The organism is Mesorhizobium sp. M1342, from assembly GCF_040317955.1.
In the GTDB taxonomy this organism is placed as follows: Bacteria; Pseudomonadota; Alphaproteobacteria; order Rhizobiales; family Rhizobiaceae; genus Mesorhizobium.
This window is the reverse complement of record NZ_JAMYLI010000030.1, coordinates 40,714-57,164: the sequence shown is the minus strand read 5'-3', so window position 1 is coordinate 57,164 and position 16,451 is coordinate 40,714. Positions and strand designations below refer to the sequence as shown.

Below are 16,451 nucleotides of genomic sequence, written 5' to 3'. Positions count from 1 at the left end.
ATCCTCTCGGCCATACCTATGCGGGAGTCGTTGTCGCGGAGCCATCATGCCGGTCAAGCTGAAACTGATCTGTCTTATCCTGCCGATGCTCGCCGTCCTGGCGCAGCCCGTCCTGGCTGAAACAGCGGAGCGGCCGGCGCCCTCGGGCGGCGTTCTGTCCCTGCTGCCGCCGCCGCAGACAACCAACCATTCGATCACGCTGGCCGGAAGAAAGCTGGATTACCAGGCAAAAGCCGCCACCCTGTCGCTGCTTTCCGGCAAGGGCGACGTCACGGCGGAGATCTTCTATGTCGCCTACACGCTGGAGCCGCCGGCAAGCGGGGCCAAAGACCCGCAGCGGCCGATCACCTTCGTGTTCAACGGCGGCCCTGGAGCAGCGTCCGCCTATCTGCATATCGGCGCTCTCGGTCCACGGATAATCGCGACGGGAGCCGACGGCGAATTCCTGCCGTCACCGCAAAGACTGATCGACAATCCGGACAGCTGGCTCGACATGACCGATCTCGTCTTCGTCGATCCGGTCGGAACCGGCTATAGCCGCGAGGCACCGGGGCAGGACACGCGCGATTTCTGGGGTGTCAACCAGGATGCCAGCTCGATTGGCGCCTTCATCCGGCTCTATCTCTCGCAGAACGGCCGCACCGGCTCGCCGCTGTTCCTTGCCGGTGAAAGCTATGGCGGGTTCCGCGCGGCGCTGCTCGCCAGGACATTGCAGGAAGATATCGGCATCAGTCCGAACGGCATCGTGCTGATCTCCCCGGCGCTGGAGTTCACGCAGGTGCAGCCCGACGAATTCGAGCCGCTGCATTGGGCGCTCGAACTGCCTTCACTGGCGGCGGTGCGCCTGCGCGCCGAAGGCGTCAGCGGCGATGCATTGCGGGAGAAGCTGGCAGACGTCGAACATTATGCGATGGGCGATTACCTTACGGCGCTCACCAGCGGACTGGAGCAAGGCAGGCGGCTGGCCAGTCAACGCGTGGCTGACATCACCGGCCTGCCGCTCGACCTGGTGCAGCGGAACTCCGCCCGCATTCCCACCGGCCTGTTCGCAAGGGAGTTCGCCCGCGCCAGCGGCAAGGTGCTCAGCCCCTATGACGCCACGATCGGCACGGCCGACATCGCGCCCGAGAGCGCTCGCATCGCCGGCCCGGATCCGGTGCTCGACCGCAGCGTGCCGGCGCTGACGTCGGCGTTCGTCGGCTATATCAGCGACGAACTGCATTTCCGCACCGATGTCAGCTATCGGCTGCTCAATGGCGAAATCAGCCATAATTGGGACTACGGGACCAGCGCGTCACGGCAAGGCTATGCCGGGGTAATGGACGATCTGCAGCGAGCACGCTCGCTGAACCCCTCGCTCGGCGTCGTGATCGTCAACGGCTACACCGACCTGGTCACGCCTTACCTCGCCTCGCGCTACCTGGTGAACCAGATCCCGTCGCTCGCCAATGCCAAGCCTATCCGTCTCGATGTCGTCGAGGGCGGGCACATGATGTATTTCCGATCCGATGGTCGGCGCGCCCTGAAAGAGGCCGCTTCGGAGCTTTACCAGGCGACGCAATAGGCTTGGCGACAGTGCAACTCGCCATGGACCCCTGCCCCAACATAAGCACCGGGCTGGCGTAGCGCCGCAGCGGTTTTCGCCCGTATAGCTTGGTGCCAAGGGAGCTGAATTCACAGTTCCCTTGTGTCGCTCCTCACAGCATTTCTGCCGCTCCGGCAATTTTGGTCCCACGCGCCTTATGGCCGATATCGCCATTCTCGAAACACGCGAGCGGGTTCTTGCAGGCATCCTGCTGACCGGTGCGGCCTATCTGCTGTTTTCGACACAGGATGCTTCGATCAAGCTGTTGGTCGTCGGCATGAGCGTCTGGCAGATCATGTTCTTCCGCAGCATCACCATTCTGGGTGCGTGCGCGGCGATCGGCGGACGACAGTTGTTTGCTGACACGATGCGCTCGCCGATCGTGCGGCCGATGCTGGTGCGCAGTGCCTTCACGCTTGCTGCGTGGCTCTGCTACTACAACGCGGCGCGCAGCCTGCAGCTCGCCGAACTGACCACCGTCTATTACGCGGCCCCAATCATTGTCACCGTGCTTTCGGTGTTCCTGCTCGGCGAAAAAGTGCCGATGCTGCGCTGGCTGGCGGTGCTGATCGGCTTTGCCGGCGTGTTCATCGCTTGCGATCCGACTCATCTCGGCCTGTCCGTGCCGGTGCTGCTGGTGCTGGCGGCCGCCTTCTTGTGGGGCATCGCCATCGTACTCTTGCGCAAAACCGCCCTTGCCGAGCGCTCGATGATCCAACTCCTGCTCAACAATTTCTATTTCCTGCTGTTTTCGGCGGTACCGGCGTTGTTGTGGTGGCGGACACCGGACGGGGCTCAGTTGCTGCTCCTTGCCAGCGTCGGCGCACTCGGCGGCCTGGCGCAGTATCTTCTCTTCGAGGGCATGAAGCGCACACCGGCCTCGGTGCTGGCACCGCTGGAATACACCTCGCTGTTGTGGGCGTTCGCGCTCGGCTTTGCGATCTGGGGCGACGTGCCGCGCCGCGAAGTCTTCCTGGGTGCCGCCCTGATCGTCGCCGCCGGCCTGCTGATCGTCGGCACCGAGCATTTTCGCAAACGCCTATGATGTGGATCACCATCATTGCTGACATTACGATGTCAGGACCAAGCGGCGTAGGCTGGCCGCATGACTGAGATTGCAGCTACCATCGACACCGCCGCGGAGCGTACGCTCGGCATCATCCTGGTGTCGTCCTCGGCGGCTGTGTTTGGCCTGACCGGCGTTCTGACCAAGTCGATCCATGCCGACCCGCTGACCATCATCTGCTGGCGCGGCTTCGTCGGCTCGATCCTGGTCAGCCTCTATGTGCTGTGGCGGCGCCACCGCTCCGGCGGGCGTGATAGCCTGCGGCTTGGCTGGCGCGGCTGGCTGCTGGCGGTGGAAGGGGCTCTCGCCAGCATCGCTTTCATATCGGCATTCAAGTTCACCTTCGTTGCCAATGTCGCCGTCATCTATGCCACAGCACCTTTCGTCACCGCGCTGCTGGCCTGGGTTCTGACGCGCGAACCCTTCCGGTTGCAGACGATGGTCGCCGCCGCCGTGTCACTGTGCGGCGTGGCGATCATGGTCTGGTCCGGCTTCGGCACCGGCAATCTGTTCGGCGACGGACTGGCACTGCTGATGACCATCGGCAGCGGCCTCTACATGATCATGGTGCGCGCCTTCCGCGACACGCCCGTGGTGTGGGCCGGTGCGGTTTCGGCTTTCCTGTTGTTCGTGCTCGGCTGGTTCGTCGCCGATCCGCTGGCGGTTTCGCCAAGGGACGCCGTTCTGCTCGCCACTTTCGGCGCGTCCTTCGCACTCTCCTCGATCCTGTGGACGGAGGGCGCGCGGCTCATCCCGCCGGCCGAATCCGGGCTGCTCGGCTCGGCCGAAGTGCCGTTCGCGATCCTGTTTGCCTTCCTGTTCCTGGGCGAGATTGCCCCAGCCGCCAGCATGATCGGCGGCGTCATCGTGTTGTGTGCGGTGTTTGCCCATGCGGGGCGGGATTGGCTGATGGCCCGCTCGCAACGCTTAGCATCAAATATTTCTTAAAAAAGTGACGCGGTCACGGAACCATCATCCGGGTCAGGCATTATTGCTGCGACGGGCCATCCCCAAGTCCCCCCAAACCCCTCGGCCCGTCCTACTCCAAGCCGACCGTAAGGTCGGCTTTTTCTTTGCCCCCAAGCCGACCGTAAGGTCGGCTTTTTCTTCATTCAACCGCCCGACAGGGCAAGGTTACCGCCGAGCAGGGCCGCCAGATCGCCCGCCGGACCATCGGCGCCAGCGCGCAGCCGGATGGCGAACTCAGCCATTGGAACCTGTGGCAGGCCAAGCTCGCGCGGTGCCTCGACAATGCCGGAATGGGCAAAGCGGGCCGTTCGCAGCGTCAGCGCGACACCGGCGTTCACCGCCGTGCGCAGGCCGGCCAGGCTGGCGCTGCCGGCAGCAATATGATAGCGGCGGCCGGCCGCATCGAGTGCGGCAAGTGCTGCTTCGCGAAAACCGCAATATGGGTCGAGCAGCGCCAGCGGCAGTTCCTCCTGCCGCGTGGCCAGCCCCTTTTGTGAGCATAGCCATATCATCGGCTCGCGCAGCACACCGACTTCGTCCGGCGCTGCCGCCTGGCGCATGACGATCGCCAGATCGAGGCCGCCAGACTGCAGCGCCTGCGCCAGTTCGGCGGAGCGGCCGACCCGCAGTTCGATCCTGACGCGCCGATGGCTGCCGGCGAAGGCACGCAGCAGATCCGGCAGGCCGCTGTCGGCGAAATCCTGTGTCGTGCCGATGGCGACGCGTCCGGCAGCGCGGGCGCCCTTAAGCGCCAGCCATGCCTCGCGATGGGCGGCAAGGATCCGCCTAGCATGGCCGACGAGGTCTTCGCCTGCAGGGGTTAAGCCGCGCCCTCGCCCTTGCGGCGCCAGCAGCGGCTCGCCGACGATTTCCTCCAGCCGCTGCATCTGGGCGGTCACCGCCGAGGGCGAACGTGCGACGCTTGCAGCCGCCTTGGCCAGTGAGCCGCTGTCGACGAAAGCTAGGAAGGTTCGGAGCAGATCGGGATCCAGCGTTTCCATACTTCGATCTTATCGAATCTTCAGTTAAAAACAATTCGATTTTTTTGATCGAAAGATGGTGGCATGGTTGTTTCAACGGCGATCGGACGCCGCTCAAGCCAAGGAGAAGAAAAATGCCCATCATCAACATCAGCGTCACCGGCAAACCTGACGCGGCTCTTTCCGCTCGCATCGCAAAGGAGGCCACCGAAATCACCGCGACGCAGCTGCGCAAGGACCCGACGATCACGGCAGTTGCCGTGTCCTACGTCGATCCGCAGCACTGGTTCGCCAGCGGCATGTCGCTGGCCGAGCACGGCACCAACACGTTCTGGCTTGATATCAAGGTGGTCGACGGCACCAATACCAAGCTTGAACTGGAGGCCTATCTGAAGGCGATCTTCGCAGCCTTCGGCCGTCTGCTGGGCGGCGTGCATGAGGAGAGCTACGCCTTCGTGCATGAAGTGCCGGCAGCCGCTTATGGCTATGGCGGCAAGACGCAGGAATTTCGTTTCATCAGTGGACGGCTGCAGGCGGCGTGAGAAGCAGCTTCCCGCACCAAGGGAAGCAAAAGCTCCGCATTGACCTTGCTCCCACATCGTCTAGGTTCTGGCCGACACGGCCGCAAAGAGCCGAGATGCTAAAAAACGTTGGGAGAGACGCGGCATGATCCTGACACTGGCGCTGCTTGCGGGTCTTGTTCTGGCCTGGCTGCTGATCGGCGTGGCGGAAAAATTCCGCCTCGGCCTGCGCTTCACCCAGGCGCTGCTCTATGTGCCGTTCAAGCTCGCCTACCGGATCGGAGACAGCCGCATCCGGGTCGCCCGCAAGGCGCAGGCTCCAGTCATCTACGTCATCTCGCATCAATCGCGCTTCGAGCCGGCGCTGATGCTGTCGCTGCTGCCGGAAGACACGCTGCATATTCTCGATGAGGTCTCGGCGCGCTCGCCGTGGCTCGAACCTTGGCGCGAGCTTGGCCGTACCATCGCCTTCAACGCCGAACATGTCTTCGTCAGCCGCCGGCTGGTGCGCGTGCTCAAAGGCAAGGGCCGGCTCGCCGTCTATCTGCCGGATGCGGTCGAGCCCGACGTCAAGACGTTTCGGTTGTTTCGTGCCGTCACCCGCATCGCCATGCAGGCCGATGCCAAAATCGTGCCGATCTTCGTCGGCGGCGCGCGCAGCCTGCCGGTGTCGCTGACGCCCGCGGACAAGGCGCCACGACACTGGTTTCCGCAGCTGTCGATCAGCGTGCTGGAGCCGATGACCATCGCCGAACTGGTGGCGCGCAACCCCGAGCAGGCCTCGAACACCAACGCGCTGTTCGACCGTGTCGCCGAGGCGCGGCTCTTCGGCACCAACCTCGATCGTGGCCTTTTCCTGGCCATGCGCGATGCCGCCGACCGCGTCGGCGCTTCGCACACGATCATAGAAGACGTCATCTCGGGTGCGTTGAGCTACCGCAAGATGTTCATCGGCGCCCGCGTCCTGGGCAGGCGCTTCGAGGCCGTCACGGCGCCGGGCGAAGCGGTCGGTGTGATGCTGCCCAACGCCAATGGCGTCGTGCTGTCGCTCACCGGCCTTCTGTCGGCCGGCCGGGTGGCGGCGATGATCAACTATACGGCCGGGCCGGCGAGCGTCACCGCGGCCGTGCGCACGGCGGTGATAAGGACCGTGATTTCGTCCCGCGCGTTCGTCGAGAAGGCCGACCTTGCCGATATCGTCGCGGCGATCGAAAAGGGCGGCGCCAGGCTTCTCTGGCTCGAGGATGTGCGGGCCAGCGTCACCGCGCTGGACAAGCTTGCCGCCGCCTTGCTGTGGCGCTGGCCACTGCAGCGGCAGGATGCGGCCAAGCCGGCCGTGATCCTGTTTACCTCGGGCTCGGAAGGCACGCCGAAGGCGGTCGTGCTGTCGCACAAGAACCTTTACGCCAACGCCATGCAGGCCGAGGCGCGGATCACCATCTCGCCTGCCGACATCCTGCTCAACGTGCTGCCGGTGTTCCACTCCTTCGGCCTAACGGGCGGCACCATCCTACCGCTGGTCACCGGGGTAAAGCTGTTCCTCTACCCCTCGCCGCTGCACTACAAGATCATCCCCGAGGTTGCGCGCAAGGTAAAACCGACCATCATGTTCGGCACCGACACATTCCTCGCCAACTATGCGCGCACCGCCAAGGACGGCGATTTTTCCAGCCTGCGCTTCGTCGTCGCCGGCGCCGAGGCGGTGAAGCCGGAAACCCGCCGCGTCTATCGCGAGCGCTTCCAGGCCGAGATCATCGAAGGGTTCGGGCTGACCGAGGCGGCACCGGTGGTTGCCGTCAACACGGCAATCCATGGCCGCGATGGCACGGTCGGCCGGCTGCTGCCGGCCATGCGCATGAAGCTGGAGCCGGTCGAAGGCATCTCCGACGCCGGCCAATTGTGGCTCGACGGACCGAATCTGATGATGGGCTACATGACGTCGGACCGCCCCGGCGAGCTGCAGCCGCTGACCGGCTGGCACGACACCGGCGACATCGTTGCCGTCGACCGCGAAGGCTTCATCACCATTCGCGGACGCGCCAAGCGCTTCGCCAAGATCGCCGGCGAGATGGTGTCGCTGGGTGCGGTGGAGATGCTGGTGCAGTCGCTGTGGCCGGAAGAGCACCACGCGGCTGTGGCCGTGCCCGACAAGAGGCGCGGCGAGCGCATCGTGCTGGTCACCACCGCCGACGACGCCAATCCCGACGAATTGCGCAAATTCGGCAAACAGGCGGGTGCTGCCGAACTGATGGTGCCGAACGACATCGTTAAGGTCGAGGAAATCCCGGTGCTGGGATCCGGCAAGACCGACTATGTGTCGACGAGAAAGCTGGCGATCGACAGGCTGGGGCTCGGCGTCGCGGCGTAAATACCTCGCGGTCGTCATCCTAGGGCGAAGCAAGGAGCGAAGCGACGCGGCGCAGACCCTAGGATCCATTCCGTGACATTCACGTCACGCGCGGCCATTCAGAAGGCGACCGGCGCCAAGCGATTGCCAGTTCTCGTCCGTTGCGCTTTTTGGCTGAGGTCACGGCATGGATCCCAGGGTCTTCGCAACGTCGCTTCGCTCCTGCTTCGCCCTAGGATGACGAAAGCGTAGGTTCTAACCTATATCCGAAGGCGGCACCTTCTCGCCCTCCAGCTTGGCGCGCTTCGAATAGGCGCGCACGCTGAACGGCAGGAAGATCAGGTAGCCGGCGACCGAAGCGGTCAGCGTGTACCAGGGATAGGTCATCAACAGGAGCACGTAGAGGACGACACCCAGGATGATCGGCAACACCTTGTCGCCCGGGATTCTCAGGCTCTTGCCGGAATAGACAGGCAGCCGGCTGACCAGCAGGAAAGCGACCAGGATGGTGAAGCCGGTGGCGACGAAGGCTGCTGGACGACTGGGCTCCAGACCTGTGCGCAGGAAATAGAGATAAAGCGGCAGCATCACCAGCACGGCGCCAGCCGGCGCCGGCACGCCGACGAAATATTCGGACTGCCATATGGGGCGATCGGCCTTCTCGTCATCGAGCACGTTGAAACGGGCGAGGCGCAGCCCGCAGGCGATGGCGAACAGCAGTGCCGCGATCCAGCCCGGCGAACCGGCGCGGTCGAGCAGGAAGGCATAGAGCACCAGAGCCGGCGCCACGCCGAAATTGACGATGTCGGCCAGCGAATCCATCTGAGCGCCGAATTTGGATGTCGCCTTCAGCATCCGCGCCAAGCGGCCGTCAATGCCGTCGAGGAAGGCTGCAAGCAGCACCATCACCACCGCCGGCTCGAAGCGGCCTTCGAAGCCGAAGCGGATGCCGGACAGGCCGGCGCAAATGGCGAGCACGGTGACCAGATTGGGCAGCACCATGCGCATCGGGATTTCGCGGATGCGCGGACCGCCGCTGGCATGGGCCTCGAACTTTTTGTATTGCGTGCCCACCGGTCAGGAAACCCGAACAAGAGGCGTGCCGGCAACACCGCCGAATTCGGCCAGCACGGTTTCGCCGCCAACCGCCGTCTGGCCGACTGCAACGCGCGGCGTCGCGGTCAGGGGCAGGAACACATCGACACGCGAGCCGAAGCGGATCAGGCCAAAACGCTCGCCAGTGCCGATCGAGCCGCCGGCCTCGGCCCAGCAGACGATGCGGCGCGCCACCAGGCCGGCGATCTGGACGGCCGCGACCGTGCCATTGGGGCTCTCGATGACCAGGCCGTTGCGCTCGTTCTCGGTGCTGGCCTTGTCCAGTTCGGCATTGAGGAATTTGCCCGGCCGATGTTCGATTTTCGCAATACGGCCGCGCACCGGGGCGCGGTTCACGTGGCAGGAGAAGACGTTCATGAACACCGAGATGCGGGTCATCTCGACATTGCCGAGGCCGAGTTCGCGCGGCGGCACGGCGGGTCCGACCGCCGAGATGATGCCGTCGGCGGGGCTGACCACCAGGCGGTCATCTACCGGCGTGACGCGCTCGGGATCGCGAAAGAAATAGACGCACCAGGCCGTCAGTATCAGACCGATCCAGAACAGGATCGAGGAGAAATAACCGAGGAAAAGCGTCGCCGCGCCAAAGGCTGCGATGAAGGGATAGCCCTCGCGATGGATCGGTACGAACGCGTTCTTGACCGTATCGACAAGGCTCATCGGTAATAAACAGGCTCCGTTTCAAGTCCGGCCTCAATAGCCGAAAGCCCCCCTCGCCGCAACGCAACAATAGGGAAGGCCGTATTGGGTGCGCCGGCAGGGGTCGCGATCCGCTTGCTAGGTCGGTGTCGTTGTCGGCAGAATTCGGGACACCGACGGTTCAAGGCGCCGGAAAAGGTTGCCCGTCCATGATCCCAAATCCGAAGGCTTCTGAAGCCCGCACCGGCCAGGTGCTCAGCGTCGAAGCGCCGGCACCTGGCATCGGCTGGCGGTAGCAGCCTTGCTACAGCCCGGGAACCCTCTGATAGTTGGCGATGTCGGCGCGAACGCCGAGCCGGGCGATCGTCTCCTGCGGGTTGAAGGCGATGCGCTCGTGCGCGGCTTTGACGATCGGCACGACGTTGTCGACGGCCGCCTGGCTCTCCCATTCGACGATGGTGACGAGGTTGAATTCGCCTGGGCCTGAGAATTGCTCGAGCAGGAAATCCTGCACAAAGCCTTGTTGCAGGCGCAGCAATTCATGCGTCGTCCGGACCTTGGCGAGTATCTCCTTGCGAGCGGCGGCCGGGACGACGAATTTGTCCACCCTGAACACGCTGCCCCCGTCAACAGTCTGATTTGTCTCGCTCATTCGATTGCTCCGTTTTTTAAACACGCTAGTTGGCGGGCTCCAAGAACGGCCTACGATCTCAACTTAAGTTGAGGTCAAGCGGAAATTTTCTCTTTTCCCCTCGTTGGAGAAGGAAACGGTGTCAATTCACCTCCGACGTTCGTCGACGAACGACAACGCCAAGCTCGTCGCCCTCGCGGGCGATGCGTAGGCGCTCCTCGGCCTCGGTCGCCTCGCGCTGGCGGTCCCACATCGAGGCGTAGAGGCCATGCTTGCGCATCAGCTCGGCATGGGTGCCGCGCTCGGCGATCTGGCCGTCCTGCAGCACGATGATCTCATCAGCGGTAATCACCGTCGACAGGCGGTGGGCGATGACGATGGTGGTGCGGCCACGGCTGACCAGATCGAGCGCGGCCTGGATTTCCTGTTCGGTGTGGCTGTCGAGCGCCGAGGTCGCTTCGTCGAGCATCAGGATCGGCGGCGCCTTCAGGATGGTGCGGGCGATCGCCACGCGCTGCTTCTCGCCGCCCGAAAGTTTTAGCCCGCGTTCGCCGACCATCGACTTGTAACCGTCAGGCAATCGCTCGATGAACGGGCCGATCTGGGCGAGTTCGGCGGCCTTCTGCATATCCTCCTCGCTGGCGCCGATGCGGCCATAGCGGATGTTGTAGGCGATGGTGTCGTTGAACAGTACGGTGTCCTGCGGCACCATGCCGATCGCTCCGCGCAGGCTCTCCTGCGTCACGTCCCTGATATCCTGGCCGTCGATCAGCACCTGGCCGGACTGGACGTCGTAGAAGCGGAACAGAAGCCGCGAGATGGTCGACTTGCCGGCGCCCGAGGGCCCGACAATGGCCACGGTCTTGCCGGCCGGCACCTCGAAGCTGATGCCCTTCAGGATCTTGCGGTTGGGGTCATAGGAAAAATGCACGTCGCGGAACTCGACCTTGCCGGCGCTGACAGTAAGTGGCTTCGCGTCCGGCTTGTCGACGATCTCCTGCGGCACATCCAGAAGGTCGAACATCTGCTCGATGTCGGTCAGCCCCTGGCGGATTTCGCGGTAGATGAAGCCGATGAAATTGAGCGGCACCGACAGCTGCATCAGCATGGCATTGATGAAGACGAAGTCGCCGACCGTCTGCGTGCCGGCCTGCACTTCCAGCGCCGACATGCACATGACGATGACGGTGCCGAGGCCAAAGATGATGCCTTGGCCGAAGTTCAGCCAGCCGAGCGAGGTCCAGATCCGGGTCGCTGCGACCTCGTAGCGTGCCATCGAGCGGTCGAAGCGCTCGGCTTCCATGCCCTCATTGTTGAAATATTTCACCGTCTCGTAATTGAGCAACGAGTCGATTGCCTTGGTGTTGGCATCGGTGTCGCTGTCGTTCATGTCGCGGCGGATCGAGATGCGCCAGTCGCTGGCGCGGACCGTGAACCAGACATAGACCCAGACGGTGACCGCGACGACGACTACGTATTTCCAGCCATAGGTGTAGGCGAAGATGCCGGTGGTCAGCGCGAATTCGAGGATGGTCGGCGCCGTGTTGAGCATGATGAAGCGCACGATCGTCTCGATACCCTTGGTGCCGCGCTCGATGATGCGCGACAGGCCGCCGGTGCGGCGCTCGAGATGGAAGCGCAGCGACAGTTGGTGCATGTGGACGAAGGTGCGGAAGGCGAGCTGGCGCACCGCGTATTGGCCGACACGGGCAAACAAGGCGTCGCGCAATTGATTGAAGCCAAGTTGCACCAGGCGCACGACATTGTAGGCAACGACCAGCATGACCGGCGCCAACAGAAAACTCGGCAGCGGCGGCACCGATTTGGCGTCGCCGGCCAGCGCGTCGGTCGCCCATTTGAAAAAATAGGGACCGGCGACCAGCGTCAGCTTGGCGACGACCAACAGAAGCGTCGCCCATGTGACCCGGGCTCTCAGATCGGCGCGATCCGCCGGCCACATATAGGGCCACAAATTGAGCAGCGTCTTGAAGGTCGAGGAGTCGGAGACGGTTTTTTCGGCCATTTCTTGTGCCTTCTTCTTATGTCTTTTTGACCATGATCTCGTCCGAGAACCGGGCTCCACTTTTCGGGATCATGGTCTAGCGGCCGGAGCAGCAGGAATTGACGAGCGCGGCCACCGACGCGGAAACATCGGCAAGTGCGGCACGATCGACCTCGTAGCGCGAGCGCTGACGGTCGGGTTCGAACCGGACCAGCCCGGCTTCGACCAGTATCTTCAAATGTTGTGACACAGTGGACTGCGCCAGATCGAAACGGTCGACAACCTCGCGGCAGCAGCAGGAGTTGCTTGCGGACAGGTATTTCAGGATTTCGATCCGAGCCGGGTGCGAAAGTGCTGCCAGCCGGGTGGCAACGGCTCGGCTGTCCGGGGCGCAGCCAGGCATACCTATTTCAGCTAGGGATTCGCTCATCGTCCATCGGCGATAAACGATGGTCGACGCTGCTGCAAGCTACTCTTCTGGGCAGAGCAGATAGCGGCTAACGCTTTGGACTGGACTTCTCGATCCCCGGGATGCCGGCAATCCGCTCAGCCAGGAAGTCGACCATCAGGCGGACCCTTGCAACGCCCGCGCGCTCCGGGACGATCAGCATGTTCAAAGGGGCGGACGGCAGTGAATAATCATCCAGTATCGTCTCGAGCAGGCCCGCCGCCAAAAGATCGTCGACAAGCCATCGGTGAGCCGGTGCGACCCCTCGACCCGCGAGCAAAGCCTCGCGCGCGGCAAGCCCATGGTCGACACGCAGGCGCCCCGCGAAAGGCACCATATGGCGCTCGCCTCCGGCGCCCTGCAAGGCAAGAGTTTCACTCCCCGCCACGTTCGACATCCGGATACCCTCATGTCCAGACAGATCCGACGGGATAGCCGGTCTGCCTCGCTGCGCCAGATAATCCGGCGATGCCACGAGCAGGCGCCGTGACAGGCCGAGGGCCCGCAGCCTCAATGAGCTGTCGGTGAGCGGCCCCAACCGAAGCGCGATGTCGACACCTTCCCTGACGAGGTCGACACGCTCATCGCTGAGGCTGAGGTCAACGCCGATGTCGGGATATCGGTCCTGAAAGTCGAAGATGAGTCGGCTGGTGTGCAAGACCCCGAAAGCGGCAGTACAGGATATCCGGACGGTGCCGGCCGGCGCGCCACGTGCGCCCCGCGCTTCGTCGCCGGCCTGCTCGACAAGGCGCAGGATCTGGACGCTGTTGGCATAGTAGCGGCTGCCCTCGTCGGTCAGCGTGACCCGCCGGGTGGTCCTGCTGAGCAAAGGCGCACCCACTGCCTCTTCGAGTTCCTGCAGATGCCGCGTGACCGTCGATTGTCCGATACCCAGTTCACCGGCAACCAAGGACAGATTGCCCCGTTCCGCGACGCGAACGAAGGTGCGCATGCGTTCGAGGGTGATGTCCGATTTATCCACTATTCGGCACAATCTTATGCATTACGAATATATAGCGGATTGCGTCGATATTGCCTAGCTAAGGGACCAGTTTTTCAATCCCCGGAGTCCCCCGCATGAAAATCCTACTTGTCTTCGCACATCCCGAATCCCGCTCGCTCAACGGCGCGCTCCGCGACGTCGCCATCAGAGAACTCGAGGCACAAGGCCACGAAGTGCGGGTGACGGACCTCTACGCCCAGGGTTGGAAATCAGCGGTTGATCGGGCCGACTTTCCGGTTTTGGCGCCGGGCGCGCGGCTGATGCCTGCCGCAGCGTCAAAAAAGTCTTTCGAGGCCGACGCGCTGACAGAGGACGTCAAGGCCGAGATCGCAAAGCTGCTATGGGCGGATGCCCTGATTCTCCAATTTCCGCTCTGGTGGTTTGCCATGCCGGCGATCCTCAAGGGCTGGGTCGACAGGGTCTTTGCCTACGGCTTCGCTTACGGCGTGGGCGAACATAGCGACAAACGATGGGGCGACCGCTACGGCGAGGGAACCTTGATGGGCAAGCGCGCATGTTGATCGTGACCGCCGGCGGCTGGGAGGAGCACTATGCCCCTCGCGGCGTCAACGGACCAATCGATGATCTGCTGTTCCCGATCAACCACGGGATCCTCTACTACCCGGGCTACGACGTCCTTCCGCCATTCGTCGCCTATAGCGTCGACCGCTTCGGTGAAGCCGACTTCGAACCCACCGCCGAGCGCCTGCGCGAGAGGATGAGAACGCTCGCGACCACGCAACCCATCCCCTATCGCCGGCAGAATGGCGGCGACTATTTGATTCCGAGCATGAAGCTACGCCCCGACCTGGGAGATCCGAACATAATCGGATTCAAACTGCACCTGAGCGGTTCAACAAACTAGCTGACGTCGGCCTTTGGATGGCCTGGACTAGTTGGTCTTGGCCGGCGCTGTCGTTGCCTGCTCGCCCATCGCCTTGAGGTCGGCGGCTTCGCCTTCCTTCGACTTTTCCGGGACCTTGAACACCTGACCCGGCCAGATGCGGTCGGGATCGCTGATCTGGTCCTGGTTGGCGAGGTAGATGGTCGAGAAGCGCACGCCATGGCCATAGACGCGCCGCGAGATCCGCCACAGCGTGTCGTTGCGGCGGATGATGACGGCGCCGTCGGCATGTTCGAGCTTGGGCGCCACGGTCTCGGGCACATCGCTCGGCGGCGTCGCCTCCGCCACAACGGCCGGAGCCTCGGTGGCGGGAGCAGGCGTCGTGGCCGGAGCCGTCTCGGCCGCGGCCGGCGCCTCGGCGGCGGCAGGTGCGGCCGGCTTGGGCTGAACGGGCTTCGGCGCCGAGGGTGCCACGGCGGCGACCGCTTCGCCGGGCTCGCGCTCGAACGGCACGGCTGCGCGGGCCACAACTGTCACACCGTCGGTATCGAGGCCGTCGACACGAATTGTGTAGCTGCCGACCGGAATGTCGCGCGTCGCCTCGACCAGGAAATGACCGTCCGTCGAAGTTTGCGCATCACCGAGCAGGATATCGTTGGCATAGGCGCGCACCTTGCGGCCGGCATCGGCGAGACCGGCGACAAAGATCTTGCTGCCGTCGATCTCGACCGCCTCGACGACGATCTTGGGCTCGGTCACGCCTGCAGCGGGCGGCGTCGCCGGCGCTGCAGGAGCCGGTGCTGCGTCGACCACGGCAGGTGCCGGGGCGGCTGGTGCCGGAGCAGCTGCGGGCGCTTCGGCTGCGGGAGCAGCCGGCGCGGCGGCCGGAGCAGCCGGCTTTGCCTCGGGCGCGGGAACGGTCAGCAATTCGGCCGGCTTGCCCGGCTCCTCGACCATGGCCAGCACCTGGCCGGCCGCATCCTTGGGAACCGAAACGACGGCGGTCTGCACCGAGGGCGTTACGACATCGCCCGTGGTCGCGCGCAGCGCGATGGTATAATCGCCGGGCTTCAGCGGATCATCGAGAACGATAACGAAGGCGCCATCGGGACCAGCGACCGTCGAGCCAAGCACCGTCGAGCCGTTGAGGATCTCGACCTTGGCGTTGGGCGCCGCATTGCCGGCGACGACAATCGAGCCATTGCTTTCGACGCGCACGACATCGAAGGACGGTGCGACCGGACCGGCCGCAGCCGGCGCAGCCGCGGCCGGTGCCGTTGCCTGGGGCACCGCGGCGGGAGCCGCAGGGACTTCCGCGGCGGGCAGCCGCGCTTCGGTGCCGGGATCGGCCGATTTTGGCGCTGCGGGCGGCATCTGCGCCGCCACTTGCGCCGGCGGCGTGGGATTGAGATACGGGTCGAGTGCGCCCGATACATAGGCGGTTCCCGCGGCCGCAACGGTCCCACCCGCCGCGAACAGGAACGCCTTCAGTGGATTAATTGCCATATTTCCCTACCCCTTAGCCACCTAACGCCGGTCTAGCCTGTTTTGCCAATGCCGACAAGAAAAACGGGCCGACAAGAAAAAGCCCGGGCTTGTTGACCCTTGGGGCTTGACCACGCTTTCAGACCCAATCACCAATCATCGGCATGAACACGATTCGATCCGTCTGCGTCTATTGCGGCTCGTCTCCGGGCCGCGATGAAACCTATATCAAGGCCGGGCACCTGCTCGGGCGCTCGATTGCCAAAGCGGGACTGCGGCTGGTCTATGGCGGCGGCACCAAAGGCATTATGGGCGCTGTCGCCGAAGGCGCGCTCAAGGCCGGCGGCAAGGTGACGGGCATCATTCCGCGCTTCCTGATCAACAAGGAGGCGAGCGAAACAGCGCTTGACCGGCTCGATGAACTCTTGATCACCGACAACATGCACGAGCGCAAACACAAGATGTTCGAGAAATCCGACGCCTTTGTGGCACTGCCAGGTGGCATCGGCACGGTCGAGGAGATCATCGAGATCATGACCTGGGGACAACTTGGCCATCATCGCAAGCCGATCGTCTTCGGCAATGTCAAAGGATTTTGGGATCCGATGCTGGCGCTGCTCGATCACATGGCCGCCGAAGGCTTCATCCACACCGCACAGCGGGTCAAGCCGCTGGTCATTGACGACCCCGAAGCGATCGTCGCCGCCATCATGGTGGCAGGATCGTCCGTCGACGCCCCGACCGAAGGCGTGCAGTCGGTGATAGACAAGATGTAGGGAATACGGGAGTAAGGCAGTAGGGGAATATGTGAAGTG

Annotated in this window: 14 protein-coding genes and 1 pseudogene; 7 read left to right on the top strand and 8 right to left on the bottom strand. The window is 63.7% G+C overall.

Annotation, left to right across the window (positions count from 1 at the left end):
• The first annotated feature begins 46 nt into the window (after positions 1-46).
• The 3 genes from NKH06_RS26270 (at position 47) to NKH06_RS26260 (ending at position 3,599) form a co-directional block, all read left to right on the top strand.
• Complete coding sequence (locus NKH06_RS26270; protein WP_352894610.1) at positions 47-1,564, top strand: S10 family peptidase; 1,518 nt, start codon at positions 47-49, stop codon at positions 1,562-1,564.
• A 178-nt stretch (positions 1,565-1,742) separates the two neighbouring features.
• Positions 1,743-2,630 carry a DMT family transporter gene (locus tag NKH06_RS26265; protein ID WP_128303058.1) on the top strand — a complete coding sequence of 296 codons (888 nt, stop codon included), beginning with the start codon at positions 1,743-1,745 and terminating at the stop codon, positions 2,628-2,630.
• 60 nt (positions 2,631-2,690) lie between these two features.
• Complete coding sequence (locus tag NKH06_RS26260; RefSeq protein ID WP_128303057.1) at positions 2,691-3,599, top strand: DMT family transporter; 909 nt, start codon at positions 2,691-2,693, stop codon at positions 3,597-3,599.
• Between the two features lie 164 nt (positions 3,600-3,763).
• Here the strand turns inward: NKH06_RS26260 and NKH06_RS26255 are convergent, their stop codons facing one another.
• Positions 3,764-4,621, bottom strand: a complete 858-nt coding sequence (locus NKH06_RS26255) for a LysR substrate-binding domain-containing protein (RefSeq protein WP_352442160.1) — start codon at positions 4,619-4,621, stop codon at positions 3,764-3,766.
• A gap of 113 nt (positions 4,622-4,734) precedes the next feature.
• On the opposite strand from NKH06_RS26255, the gene NKH06_RS26250 reads away from it, so the two are divergent.
• The gene (locus NKH06_RS26250) at positions 4,735-5,142 is read left to right on the top strand and encodes a tautomerase family protein (RefSeq protein ID WP_023813736.1); all 408 of its coding nucleotides are present in this window, start codon (positions 4,735-4,737) and stop codon (positions 5,140-5,142) included.
• A gap of 124 nt (positions 5,143-5,266) precedes the next feature.
• Positions 5,267-7,489 (top strand): AMP-binding protein, encoded by a 2,223-nt coding sequence (locus NKH06_RS26245; RefSeq protein ID WP_352442158.1) that lies wholly within the window; start codon positions 5,267-5,269, stop codon positions 7,487-7,489.
• Between the two features lie 234 nt (positions 7,490-7,723).
• Here NKH06_RS26245 and NKH06_RS26240 read toward each other — a convergent pair whose 3' ends face one another.
• The 6 genes from NKH06_RS26240 to NKH06_RS26215 all read right to left on the bottom strand — a co-directional run bounded on the left by NKH06_RS26240 (position 7,724) and on the right by NKH06_RS26215 (position 13,286).
• Complete coding sequence (locus NKH06_RS26240; RefSeq protein WP_502895160.1) at positions 7,724-8,542, bottom strand: CDP-alcohol phosphatidyltransferase family protein; 819 nt, start codon at positions 8,540-8,542, stop codon at positions 7,724-7,726.
• A 3-nt stretch (positions 8,543-8,545) separates the two neighbouring features.
• On the bottom strand, positions 8,546-9,244 hold the full coding sequence (locus NKH06_RS26235) for a phosphatidylserine decarboxylase (RefSeq protein WP_352442157.1): 699 nt from the start codon (positions 9,242-9,244) through the stop codon (positions 8,546-8,548).
• A gap of 283 nt (positions 9,245-9,527) precedes the next feature.
• Entirely contained in the window at positions 9,528-9,875 is a 348-nt protein-coding gene (locus NKH06_RS26230) for an antibiotic biosynthesis monooxygenase family protein (RefSeq protein ID WP_023813733.1), read from the bottom strand.
• A 121-nt stretch (positions 9,876-9,996) separates the two neighbouring features.
• Positions 9,997-11,877, bottom strand: coding sequence for an ABCB family ABC transporter ATP-binding protein/permease (locus NKH06_RS26225; RefSeq protein ID WP_023813732.1), 1,881 nt, complete (start codon positions 11,875-11,877; stop codon positions 9,997-9,999).
• 76 nt (positions 11,878-11,953) lie between these two features.
• Positions 11,954-12,286, bottom strand: coding sequence for an ArsR/SmtB family transcription factor (locus tag NKH06_RS26220; protein WP_031213736.1), 333 nt, complete (start codon positions 12,284-12,286; stop codon positions 11,954-11,956).
• A 67-nt stretch (positions 12,287-12,353) separates the two neighbouring features.
• Entirely contained in the window at positions 12,354-13,286 is a 933-nt protein-coding gene (locus NKH06_RS26215; RefSeq protein ID WP_031213735.1) for a LysR family transcriptional regulator, read from the bottom strand.
• A 95-nt stretch (positions 13,287-13,381) separates the two neighbouring features.
• Between NKH06_RS26215 and NKH06_RS26210 the strand changes: the two are divergent.
• Positions 13,382-14,172 (top strand): annotated as a pseudogene (locus tag NKH06_RS26210) (NAD(P)H-dependent oxidoreductase).
• A gap of 27 nt (positions 14,173-14,199) precedes the next feature.
• Here NKH06_RS26210 and NKH06_RS26205 read toward each other — a convergent pair.
• Positions 14,200-15,657, bottom strand: coding sequence for a LysM peptidoglycan-binding domain-containing protein (locus NKH06_RS26205; protein ID WP_352894604.1), 1,458 nt, complete (start codon positions 15,655-15,657; stop codon positions 14,200-14,202).
• Positions 15,658-15,800: 143 nt separating this feature from the next.
• Here NKH06_RS26205 and NKH06_RS26200 point away from each other — a divergent pair, with 143 nt between their 5' ends.
• A complete protein-coding gene (locus NKH06_RS26200; protein WP_127289311.1) occupies positions 15,801-16,412 on the top strand; it encodes an LOG family protein in 612 nt (203 codons plus the stop codon).
• Positions 16,413-16,451 lie beyond the last annotated feature (39 nt).